Here is an 11827-nt window from a genome sequence, read left to right as displayed (position 1 = left end):
GGCGCGGGGCGGCGCGCGCCGCGCCGCCCCGCGATCAGAAGCGGGCCTTTGCTTGCACGGCGATGATGCGGGGCTGATCGACCTGAACCGTATAAGCGCCGGCGACGAGCGGAACGTTGAAACCGAAGCTCGGCACATATTCGTTGGTGAGATTCTTGCCGACCAAGGCCAGTTCCCAGCGTCCATCGGCATCTCCGACACCAATGCGCAGGTCGTAGAGGGCGACGCCGCCCGTGATACGGTTCGGATCGCCGTCCGGCCCATATTCCTGGCTGGTCCGCGCGGAGACGCGACCATCGGCTATTGCGACCAGGCCGCCGCCCACAGGCTGGCGCAGATTGACGAAGAGCGATCCCGACCAGTTCGGAGAATAGGCCAGCGTATGTCCGCTCAGATCCTGACCGCGCGATCCACCCGTCGTCACGCACCCCAGCGCCGCGGTCTGGTTCGCATAGCAAGGCGCATTGAGGTAGGAGACATAATAGGCATCGAGATAGGCCAGGTTGCCGCCGATGGTGACACCGTCGGCGACCGCGAATTCGGCCTCGGCCTCGACGCCGCGACTCCGGGCCTTTGCGGCGTTACGAACGGTAAAGCCGACGCCATTGAAGGAACTCAGCTGAAGATCGTTGAAGGTGCTCGAAAAGGCGCTGACATTGAGGCGCCCCCGCCTGCCGAACAGGCTGGTCTTATAGCCAAGCTCGAAGGATTCGGCCGTCTCGGGCAGGAATTGATAGGTGGCGTCGGAGAAGGTCGCGATCGATGAATCGAAGCCGCCTTGCTTGAAGCCGGTCCGGTAGCTTCCGTAGAGAAGACCGCCCTTGTACGGCTCCCACTCGATCGAGACCGAGGGCGTGAACTTGCTTTCGCCCGAGGAACGCTTCACGTCGAAAGGACGCTGCCCGAGGACCGCGGCGGCTGTGGCGAGCACGACCGGGTCGGTGCTGGGCGTCGTCCCCGTGCCCGGGGCCGGAACGACGCGGATGTTGTGGATGTTGCGATCCGAGGTCTGATAGCGTCCGCCTGCGGTGAGGCGGAAGCCGGGCGCGAACTCGAATGTGCCTTGGGCAAACACGCCCATCGTGGACTCGTCGCGATAGGTGGTCGTGCAGCCCCTGATCCTGGTCGTGCGTCCCAGCACCCCCAGGTCGAAGTCGCTGCAGGAATCGATCGAGTCGATCTGCATGTTCTGGAAGTAGATACCGCCGATATAGGTGAAGCGCTGGTTCGGATCGGATTCGATCCGCAATTCCTGGCTGAACTGCTTGGTCGACTGATTGAGGAACGTGTTGACGATCGGCAGCGGCGTCGCGTCGGCATCGATCTGCTCGCGCCATTTGCTGTCGATATAGCCGGTTAGCGAGACGATCTTGGCAAAGTCGAAATCGAGCGTTGCCCGGAAAGTTCCGATGACGGCGCGATCCTTTCCGCATTCGTCGCAGGCGTTCGGATTGCGACCGGCCGAGCGGAATCGACTCGCAGTGAAATCTTCATCGGCGTCGAGTGCGCGCACCTGTGCGACAAAGCTGTTCACATTGGCGAAACGCGTATCGACGAAGCCAATCTGTGCGGAGCGACCGAAGCTGGTCGCGCGGCTCGCCTGCACCGATGCGAAGAGTTCGAGATTGTCGGTCGGATTGGCAAGCAGGCTGAAGCGCCCGGAGATGCTCTTCTCCTCGGGCGCGCGCTTGTCGGTGTAGCTGTTGAAGAAGGCGCCGTCGGACGTCGATGCCTTGACCGCAAGGCGCGCAGCGACCCGGTCGCTCAACGGCCCGGTCACATAGCCCTCGAGCGAACGACGCGTTCCCCCGTCGATATCGACCAGGCCGACCGCCTGCCCCTCCAGGGTAAAGCGCGGCTGGCCCGACGTGATGTTGATCGCGCCACCGATCGTGCTCTTGCCGAACAGCGTGCTCTGCGGCCCTTTCAGAATTTCGACCTGCTCCGTGTCGAGGAAGGCGAGACGCGACAGGCGGGCGACGCCCATCGAAATACCGTCCTGAAACAGGCCGACCGACTGTTCGAAGGCGGCGCTCGATCCCGAGCCCACGCCGCGGACGAACAATTGCTCGCTGAGCCCGCCGTAGCTGACGTGGAGTGTCGGAACCGACGTTGAAAGCGCTTCAAGCCCGGTGGTGCCCTGGTTGACAAGAGATTCGCCGCTCACCGCCTGCACCGACACCGGAACGTCCTGGAGGCTCTGCGCGCGCTTTTGCGCTGTGACGATGATTTCGGTCAGCGCAGGACCTTCCGATGCTGCGTCGGCCGCGTCGGCGCCGGTTTGCTGCGCGTGAACAGCCGCCGGCGCAATGGCCCCCGCCGCCAGCGCCGCGAGCGCGCAGTGCGCGAGCATCCGCGCCCGACCTTGGTACAAACGCGGCGCTTGAATCAGCCTCTCGAGCATATCCCTCTCCCATGTTCGCCATGCTACGTCGGGTGACGCGCACAATCTAGCATCCTTGATTACTCGGAGTCGATGATATGTCAAGCATTGCACAATCCACATTATGCGCTGTTTAATGTCAGCATATCTCAGACATGTTGACCAAGACCCATATCAAGGATACCTGATATGAAATTATTGGGAGATGATTGATGCAAGAAGGGAGCGCGCTGCTCGATCCCTATGCGGGGCAAAAAACGACGCAGGGGCCAGTTCACGCGCCGCTGTTCGACGTCGACCTCAGGATCGACCTCAAGCGTCACGACCTCTATCTCGGCGGGACGCCCGCCGAGGATGTGCGTGCGCTACGCAAGGCCGCCCCCATATTCTGGCATCCCGAGGATGAGCAGAACGAGCCGGGTTTCTGGGTTTTGACGCGCCACGCCGATGTTCAGGCCGTGAGCAAGAATCCCGAACTCTTCTCTTCGGAGATCGGTGCGGGGGCCTTGCTGTCCTTCGACGAGAGCCGCCGCCAGCACCTCACGCCCGAGACGCTTGCCATCCGGCGTGCGAACATGGTCAACATGGACCCGCCCGACCATCGCACCTATCGCTCGCTCGTCATTCCCTATCTCGCCGGCCCCGCCAGCAACCGCCTTGAGCCAGCGGTGACCGAGCGGATAGCGGGACTGCTCGACACGATCCGGAAGGGCGAGAGTTTCGATCTGGTCTCAGAATTTTCTGCGGTCACGCCTGCGGCAACCATGTGCCACCTTCTCGGAGTGCCCGACGAGGATCGCGACATGGTGGTCGAATGGGGCGACAAACTCGCTGCGGTCGGCGACCCCGAACTTGCCGATGAAGTGGCGGCGACCCACGCCAAGGTCTATAAATATGGAATGGACCTGTTCGAGCGAAAGCGGACCGAGCTGGGCAACGACCTGCTCAGCGCAGCGCATGAAGCGCTCGCCAAGACCGACCGTCCTTTGCGCCCCTATTCGGTCGAAAGCCTCTTCTCGCTCATGATCGTGGCGGGCCACCGGACGACGCGCAACACGACCACCTCGGGACTGCTCGAACTCTACCGCCATCCGGATCAGCTCACGCGGCTGCGCGGAAAGCCCGAATTGATCGGCAATGCCATCGAAGAGATATTGCGTTATACGACGGTCGTGCCGCTATTCCGGCGGACCGCCACAGCCGATACCGAAATCGCGGGGCAGAAAATCGCAAAGGGTGAAAAGGTCGTGATGTGGTATTCGGCCGCCAACCGTGACGAGAGCGTTTTCCCCGATCCCGACCGGTTCGACATCGAGCGACCCGAGGCGCGCAAGCATCTGACTTTCGGGCACGGCGAGCATATGTGCGTGGGCAATATGGTGGCCCGCCTGCAGCTGCGCATCGCCATCGCGGCCTTCGTCAACCGCTTCGACACGCTCGAAGTCGTCGAGCCACCCGAGTATCTGCGCACCAACCAGGCGGTTTCGATCAAGCGGGTCATGGTGCGGGCCGGTTGAGACGCGATGGCGAACGCCGACCTCGCAAGGCGCCTGATTGAGATCGTCGGCCGACGATATGTCGTCACGCGCGCGGCGGCGATGCGGCGCTTCACCAAGGGGTATCGCTTCGGCGAAGGCACAGCCTTGGCGGCAGTGAGCCCCGGGACGCTCGTGGAACTCTGGCGCGTCCTCAGGACCTGCACCGACGCCGACGCGATCGTGATCATGCAGGCGGCCAATACCGGACTGACCGGGGGTTCGACGCCGTTCGGCGATTACGACCGGCCGGTGGTCCTTGTCAGCGCGCGAAGGCTGCAGACTGCCCATCTCATCGACGGCGGGCGCGAGGCCATCAGCCTGCCGGGCGCAACGCTCGACCAGCTCGAGCGGATGCTCGCCCCGCTGGGCCGCGAGCCCCATTCGGTGATCGGTTCCTCCTGCCTCGGCGCCTCGGTGATCGGGGGCATCTGCAACAATAGCGGCGGCGCGCTCATCAAGCGCGGTCCCGCCTTCACGCGGCACGCCCTGTTCGCGCGGCGCGGCGCGTCGGGTGCGCTCGAACTGGTCAATCACCTCGGCATTGAATTGCCCGCCGGCCCCGAGGACATGCTCGCCGCTCTCGAGGAGGGCCGCTTCGATCGCGGGGTGATCGTTGCGCCGCCGCCCGAAGCCGCGATCGACTATGAGAACCGGGTGCGGAGCGTCGACGAACCGACCCCTGCACGCTACAACGCCGACCCGTCCTTTCTGCACGAGGCATCGGGCAGCGCGGGACATCTCGCCGTGTTTGCGGTGCGGACGGACACCTTTCCCAGGGCGGAGAGCACGCAGGTCTTCTACATCGGCACCAACGATCCCGCTGACCTGACGAAGATCCGCCGCGACATTCTCTCAACCTTCGCCACGCTTCCAATCTCGGCCGAATATATGCACCGCGGCACTTTCGATCTTGCCGCGAGCCACGGCAAGGACATGTTCCTTGCCATACGGCTGCTGGGAACGCGCCGGCTGCCGCTCATCAACCGAATGAAAGAGTGGATCGACCGGGCAACGGCAAGCTTGCCCCTGATCCCGACCAATCTCGCCGACCGGCTGCTCCATGCGATCGCCTCCCTCCTCCCGAACCATCTCCCGAAACGTCTTCGGCAGCTTCGCGACCGCTATGAGCATCATCTGCTGATCCGCACCGCGGACGAAACGACCACCGAGATGGCAACATATCTCGGTAGAACGATCCCCGGCCTCGCCGCCGAATATCTGATCTGCTCGCCCGCCGAAGGCGAGGACGCTTTTCTCCATCGCTTCGTAGCGGCGGGTGCGGCCATCCGATATCGCGCACTCAATCCAAAAACCTCGGCGGGACTTGTCTCGCTCGATATTGCGCTTCCCCGTGATAAGCAGGACTGGGCCGAGACCTTGCCGCCGGAACTGGCAGGGCAAATCGCGCAAAGCCTGTCCTACGGACATTTTTTCTGTCACGTCTTCCACCAGGATTATGTCGCCATTGCGGGCTGCAACCTTGAAAGCCTGGAAGAGCAACTCCTTACTTTTCACAATGCTCGTGGTGCCAAATATCCCGCAGAGCACGGCGTCGGCCATCTCTACCATGCCGAGGAAACGCTCGAGAGGCATTTTCAAGAACTCGACCCCACCAACAGCTTTAATCCCGGAATCGGTCGATTGACGCGCGGGAGGAATTGGTTGCACCGGGCCAGTCCAGAATAGGTCGGTCCTTCTTTGCTCGCTACTGCAATCAGCATCTCGTCGGGTGTTCGAGGGAAGTAGCGTTGATGCTAATGGCCGGTTGGCGACAGTCCGCTTCTGAACGCAAATCGTGAGAACCGGACCATCGGTCGCCCGACCTTTCAAGGCGGCAAACGCGAGAGACCCCGAAGGTGACCATGCGCCATGGCATTCGTCACCCAACGGCAATTGCAACGACGCCATTTCAATACGACCTTCTCTCAGAGCTCGCCGAATGTCGCATAATCCTTGTGAAAGTCGTCCGGACCCTGGAAATTTGTCAGCGTCAGGCTGGCAGACACATCGAGGGCCTCGACATGATGCCACCAGCCGATCGGCAGGAAAATGAGCTCACCGGGGGCGAGGTCGCAGTGCAAAAGATGCGGCCGCGCCCCGTCGTCGGCCACCCGGCAGGTGGCATCCTGGCCGAACTCGCTGTAGCAATGGTAATGATTGCGCATCAGCGGCGTCTGCGCGGGGGATGCTAACGTCAGACGCTTGTGACCCATGATCTGAACGAGGAGATTGTTCGTTAGATCATGGTGCCAGGGCGTGATCGTTCCGGATGGCCCAAGCCACAGAAAACCCTGCTCCCGCGAATGCCCCGACAGGATGCCGTCGATGGGTCCGAAATCTTCCCACAGGGGGGCCAGCACGTCTCGATTTGCCGCACCATTGTTGGCAGTCAGGTAGAAATCATTGCTTCGTTTGCCGTCGCGAAGCGCGGCCAGAAAGGATTGCCAGGGCACGTTGCGCTTATGTTGGGCGGAATTCTGCTCATAGAGACGATCGGCGCCTCGTCCTGCCTGAAGTTCCACAACGACGGGACCGACCGCCGCCTCGATATAATCGAGCGACCAAGCCGAAAAGGCGCGCCACGACCCAACAGCCCGGGTCAGGATCAGTGGCCGGTTGCGCGCGTAGAATTCCTCGAAAAATGTACCGAAATCGATGCTTTCGCGCCGCTCGATCGTCCTCGATCCGAATTGTTCGAGCCGTCCGAGCACCGATGTGATCCAGCGATGCTTGTCCAGCCGCGCCTGCAGGCGCCGCGCCGCGATCAGATAGGGATGATGCTCCGCGAGACGCAGTTCCCGCTCGATCAGGCTGCGATCGAAACCGGCCCGCCGCATCGCATCGATCAACTGCCTTTTGTCGGTATGGAGAAGCAGGTTCTCGGCGATCCAGCGGCGCCAATCCCCGTCCAGTTCGGCTTCGCCGGGTTGCGTTGTTTTCTGGGTATTCGAATGCATTGTCTGCCTCGTTTCGGGAAATCGAAGACTCCCGGCCCTGGGGGTGGGGCCGGGAGTCTTCCTTCTACCAGCGGAAGGTCAGTCCGCCGGAGACACTGTGGGCTTCCATGCGCTCGCGCAACTCGAGGCCGTAGCCGATCCGGAACTGCGCGGTGCCCAGATTTCCGGTAATGCCGACGCTTGCGATGCCGGCGGTCCGGCCCGGTCGCACCCCGGTGATCCGGAACGCGCTTCCTCCGCCGATCAGCCGGTTGGTCACGGCCCAGCCTTCGCGGTCGAAATCATGCGCGATCACAACGTCGGCGAACGGATGGATGCGACCGTCGGGCCCGAGATTGCCCTGGAGCTCGAACCCGAGGCTCCCGGTCAGGGCCTCGAACCGGGACTTGCCGACCTGGAGCCCCGCGTCCCCCGCATCGCGCTCGGTGAGCGCATGCTGTTGGACCCGGGCATAGCCGAGGCTCGCGAACGGTCGGAAGTCCAGGTCCTTCGTCCCAGCATTCGCGCCAAGCTTGAGCGACCCGCGAACTTCATTTGCCGACGCGTCGCCGTTCGCGGTGCGGCTCGACATGCCCGTGACCAGCGTTCGGGTCACGTCCAGATCGTGGTGCGCGTAGCTCGCCTGCGCATCGAGGAAAGCCGTTCCGAAGTCGACCGTCGCATAGGCGCCCACATGGTAGCTGTCGCCCTCGGCCCGCGAACGGGTTCGATGCTGCTTGGCCTCGCTCGTCGACCAGCCCGCAGCAATGCCCACCCGGGACTGGGCGTTGGGCGTCGCGTCGATGCCCATCGCCAGCCCGCTGACCTGATGGTCATAGCCGGCTGCGGCGGCCGTGTTCTCGACATCGCCGAAGCTGCCGATCGCCTGTGCCCAGACATTCATGCCGTGCCAGCGCTCGCCCGACTCCAGGCGAGCCGAGCGGGCGTCGGTCATGCGATTGCCGAGGAGCCGCGCAAACTCGCTTCCGGCCCGGGCCGCGATGGCGGGTGTGTCGGCATAGATTTCGCCCGAGAAGGTCCCAAGCGCAGCACCTGCCTGCGAGGGGGCGATCCAGTTGAGCTCCGCCCGAACCTCCGCGAGATCCCGGGTGAACACGCCGCTCGACCCAAAGGCGTCGAAGACGGCCTGCTGGTTGGGGGTGAGGTCCAATTCCAGGGGCGGTGTCGGCGTGGGCGTGGGCGTGGGCGTGGGCGTGGGCGTGGGCGTGGGAGTGGGCGTTGGTGTCGGTGTCGGTGTCGGTGTCGGCGTAGGCGTAGGCGTAGGCGTAGGCGTCGGCGTCGGCGTCGGCGTCGGCGTTGTTTGCGTCCGCGTGACGTTCACCGAGACCTGATTGGCCGCGCTATAGTCGACGGCGTAGGTGAAGAAGATGCCCTGCTGCGCCAGCTGCTCGTCCGGATTGACCCTGGCGAACTGGCCGGTCACCCCGCCTGTCGCCTTCAGGAAGGTATAGGCGCCCAGAACACCCGCATCGAGCGGCACGAACTGGACCGCGCCGTCGAGCGCGGCGGCGCCGCGCACGTTCAGAAGATCGCTGGTGCCGGGGACGCCAAGCTCGATCTGGAGTTCGCCGGCGGCGCCCTGCCGATAGTCGCCGAACACGGTCAGCGTTCCAAACTCGCTCCCCGCGAGCAGGCCGCCCGGCGCGACGATGCCGGCATTCACGAGGTTGGCCTTGCGGCCGCCCGCAAGGTCCGCCGCCGTCCCAATCGAACCGCTACCGCCGACGATGCCGCCGGCCTCGGTGATGGTGACACCGTTCCGCACTACCCCGTTCACAAGGAAGGTCCCGCGCGCCGCCACCTCGACGGCGGTCGACAATTCCGCGCCGGCGGCAAGCTCGAGGATGCCCGAATCCACGACGCTGGTCGCGCCCTGACCGAGCATCCAGTTACCGGTGATCACCGAGGTCCCACCGCCCTGTTTGCCGAGCGCTTCGATGTCCGAAAAGCGCGACGCGTCCCAGGTGCCCGTGTTGCCGGCGAATATGATCGTATCGAGGCCAGAGCCGCCGTCGATCCCCGCACCCGCCGCGAGTTCGGCTGCGCCATAGATGCCGAGAGCGTCATCGCCCGCGCCGAGCGTGATATTGCCGCCGATCGAGCCGCCGAACTCGACGAGATCGTCGCCCTCGCCCGCATCGAGCGCGCCGTCGAGGCGGCCGGCTTCCTGCGAATAGACGTCGTCGCCAACGCCAAGGCGGATATCGCCGCCGATGACCCCGCCCGGATAGTTCATGACGATGTCATCGCCCGCGCCGGTTTCGATGCTGCCGGTGATCGTTCCGTTGTTGCGCAGCTCGTCGTTTCCGGCGCCGGTCCTGACGCTGCCATCGATCAGGCGCTGGCCCGACGTCTGTGTCGCGCTGTCGATCACGAAACCGTTGTCGATCAGCGCCCTTGCCGTGTGGATGAGATCGAGGTCGCCATAGATGGAACCGTCATTCTCGATCGCGATGTCGCCCGGCGCGCCGCCGATGAGGGCGTCGGCATAGATCGCCGTGACGGGTGCCCCGGGGCCTGCATGACCGATCCGCGCTCCGTCGGCGTTGCGGAGATAGGCGCGCGTGCCTTCGTCGGGCGCCAGCACGACCACTGCTGCGGGGTCCGGGCCGCCGACGGCGTCGATAATGCCCTGATTGAGGAGCTGGAGGTTCGCTCCGCTCAGATCAATCGCTCCGCTGTTCTCGCGGCCGTTCACGATGCCCGCACCGGCCAGTATCTTGACAGTTGCGTTGTCGCCCCGCGTGCCGATCAGCGTGCCGTCGGTTGCGGCTTCGAGCAAACCTTCGACGCTGACGGTGAGGTCGTCGGCCGTAAAGACATAACGGCCGTTGATCGGCGGCTTGCAGATCACCGTCGTTCCCGGCGCCGGGTCGGCCGGCGAGCAACCTGTCGGCGTCGGGGTCGGCGTGGGCGTCGATTTGACGACGTTCACGACCGCCCGGTCGCCGAGATAGTCTACGGCATAGCTGAAGAAGAGGCCGCTGCCACCGACCCGGTCGAACTGACCAGCGCGCGACCCGTAGGTCAGGAAGGTATAGGTGCCGGTGTCCGCAAGATCGAGCGGGATGAAATTGACTCCGCCCGCGAGATTGGCGGCTCCACGAACCTCGAGCAGGTCGGATATACCGGGCGCGCCAAGCTCGATGTCGAGCCGACCGGCGGCCGTTTGGGTATAGTCGCTCATGACGGTAAGCGTTCCGATGCTTCCCGCGCCCTGGCCCGGCGCGACGATTCCCGCGTTGGTCAGCACCTGCTCGGCAAAGCGGCCGTCACCGACGCGGCCCGTTCCCAGAAGGACACCCCCGGCCGCGATGTCGATCGCGCCGAGATGCGTTCCGTCGAGGCGGTAGACGCCGCTGCTGCCAATCGACGCATTGCCGACGATCTCGTCGGCGGCGCGGTCGGTTCCGAACACGAGGGTTCCGTCAGCAATGGTGACGCCGCCCAGGAAGGTCGCACCTTCGGATCCAAGGATAGTCGTGCCCCCGCCGTCCTTGATCAGCTTCTCGGCGTTGATGCGCCAGGCGTCGACTGCGCCGGTTTCGCCACGATAGATCACCGTGTCGCCGCCGCCGCCTGCGACGTTGATGCTGTTCTCGCCCGTGATCGTGAGCGGGCCGTTGACGATCACGGTGTCGTCGTTGCCGCCGAGCACGATCGAACCGTTGAGCACGCCCGAAACCTCAAGGGTCGTGGTGCCCTGGAAGCTGCCATCGCCGTTCAGCGTCCCGGCGAGAACGATATGATTGGCGGCGTCCCCGATGTCCGAAATGTTCCCGTTGATGGTCCCGCTGTTGTAGAGTTCGTTGACGCCTTCGCCGAAATAAATGTCGCCGACGATCGTACCGCGGTTGCGGACGCGAACCGTGTCGTCGCTGCCATTGAAGTAGAGGTCGCCCTCGATACGGCTGGGCCCGTCGACAGCGTTGCCTGCCAGATCATAGCCGTTGAGCACGGTCCTCGGCGCGCCTCCTCCGTTCAGAGAAATATCCGCATGGATCAGCCCGGCGTTGGCGATAGATAGCGCGCCGCCAGACCCGAGGATGGCGTCGTCGCCCGAATCCTGACCCGGATGGCCGATAACGCCGGTCGCCGTGTTGACGAGCGTGCTCGACTTGTCCGTGCTTGCACGCAGAATGACGACAGTGGCCGCGCTGCCGAACGACGTGCCCGTCGTGTCGATGCGGCCCGCGTTGAAAATCGTGTTCGATCCGGATTGCAGCAATATGGCGGGCGCGATTCCGGTCCCGATCAGCTGGCCGCCTTCGCGGTTGATGACCGTACCATCCGCAGCGATCGCGATGGCGTTCGAACTGCCCGTAATGGTTCCGCTGTTATCGACGCTCGATCCGTTGCCTAGAAGCGCGCCGTTGGCGCCCGAGATGGTTCCGGCGTTGACGAGCCTGGTCCGGTCGGACGTGCGGATTCCGGCGAAGCCGCCGCGGATTTCGCCGCCCGCGAGGTTCGCGATATCGCCGCCTCCTTCGATCGCCAGTCCGATGGAATTGCCGCTTCCAGGCAAGGTAACGATCGAGCCGCTGTTGCGGACGGTCGCGATGCCGCCGATCGCGATCGCCGCCGCGCCATTGCTTCCGGTCGAAATGGTTCCGCTGTTAGAAAGGACGGCCCCCTCCCGAAATCCGTCGATCCTGACCGAAAATATCTGATTGGAGGTCGACGTGATGGTGCCACTATTCGTGAAATCGCCGGTGTTCGTGCCGGCGGTAACCGCGAGGCCGAGCGATACCGCAATATTGCCGTCGTTGGTGAAGCGGTCGACATCGGCGCCGATCGCTACCGTCGATGCCGTATCGCCGGTACAGGCGACGGTTTTCTGCCCGTCGGTGGATGTCGTGCAGGCCGCCTGGGCTGGCTGCACGAGAATAAGGCTTCCGCAAAGCGCCGAGGCGCACAAAAGGGTACGTTTCATGAGTCAAAATCTCCCT

The 11827-nt window shown here is 64.0% G+C and carries 5 protein-coding genes; 2 read left to right on the top strand and 3 right to left on the bottom strand.

The features are described from left to right. Nucleotides 1–34: 34 nt before the first annotated feature. Nucleotides 35–2353 carry a TonB-dependent receptor gene (locus ASD67_RS14830; protein WP_056348778.1) on the bottom strand — a complete coding sequence of 773 codons (2319 nt, stop codon included), beginning with the start codon at nucleotides 2351–2353 and terminating at the stop codon, nucleotides 35–37. A gap of 242 nt (nucleotides 2354–2595) precedes the next feature. On the opposite strand from ASD67_RS14830, the gene ASD67_RS14825 reads away from it, so the two are divergent. After that, on the top strand, nucleotides 2596–3900 hold the full coding sequence (locus ASD67_RS14825; protein WP_056348775.1) for a cytochrome P450: 1305 nt from the start codon (nucleotides 2596–2598) through the stop codon (nucleotides 3898–3900). Between the two features lie 6 nt (nucleotides 3901–3906). Further along, the gene (gene dld, locus ASD67_RS14820) at nucleotides 3907–5607 is read left to right on the top strand and encodes a D-lactate dehydrogenase (RefSeq protein WP_056348772.1); all 1701 of its coding nucleotides are present in this window, start codon (nucleotides 3907–3909) and stop codon (nucleotides 5605–5607) included. 239 nt (nucleotides 5608–5846) lie between these two features. On the opposite strand, the gene ASD67_RS14815 is transcribed toward dld, so the two are convergent. Together ASD67_RS14815 and ASD67_RS14810 are read right to left on the bottom strand one after the other, a co-directional pair. Then, nucleotides 5847–6770: a cupin-like domain-containing protein gene (locus ASD67_RS14815; RefSeq protein WP_162248593.1), complete on the bottom strand. Its 924-nt coding sequence runs from the start codon at nucleotides 6768–6770 to the stop codon at nucleotides 5847–5849. A 172-nt stretch (nucleotides 6771–6942) separates the two neighbouring features. Continuing rightward, the gene (locus ASD67_RS14810; protein ID WP_156377730.1) at nucleotides 6943–11760 is read right to left on the bottom strand and encodes an autotransporter outer membrane beta-barrel domain-containing protein; all 4818 of its coding nucleotides are present in this window, start codon (nucleotides 11758–11760) and stop codon (nucleotides 6943–6945) included. Nucleotides 11761–11827: the final 67 nt, after the last annotated feature.

Origin of the sequence: Sphingopyxis sp. Root1497 (assembly GCF_001427085.1) — a bacterium.
Taxonomy (GTDB): Bacteria; Pseudomonadota; Alphaproteobacteria; order Sphingomonadales; family Sphingomonadaceae; genus Sphingopyxis.
The sequence above is the reverse complement of the archived record's forward strand: the minus strand, read 5'-3'. Positions and strand labels throughout refer to the sequence as shown.

What these genes read in the sequence shown, in the direction of transcription:
- ASD67_RS14830 (WP_056348778.1), bottom strand. Translation starts at nt 2,353, where the DNA reads ATGCTCGCGCACTGCGCGCTCGCGGCGCTGGCGGCGGGGGCCATTGCG.
- dld (WP_056348772.1), top strand. Translation starts at nt 3,907, where the DNA reads ATGGCGAACGCCGACCTCGCAAGGCGCCTGATTGAGATCGTCGGCCGA.
- ASD67_RS14825 (WP_056348775.1), top strand. Translation starts at nt 2,596, where the DNA reads ATGCAAGAAGGGAGCGCGCTGCTCGATCCCTATGCGGGGCAAAAAACG.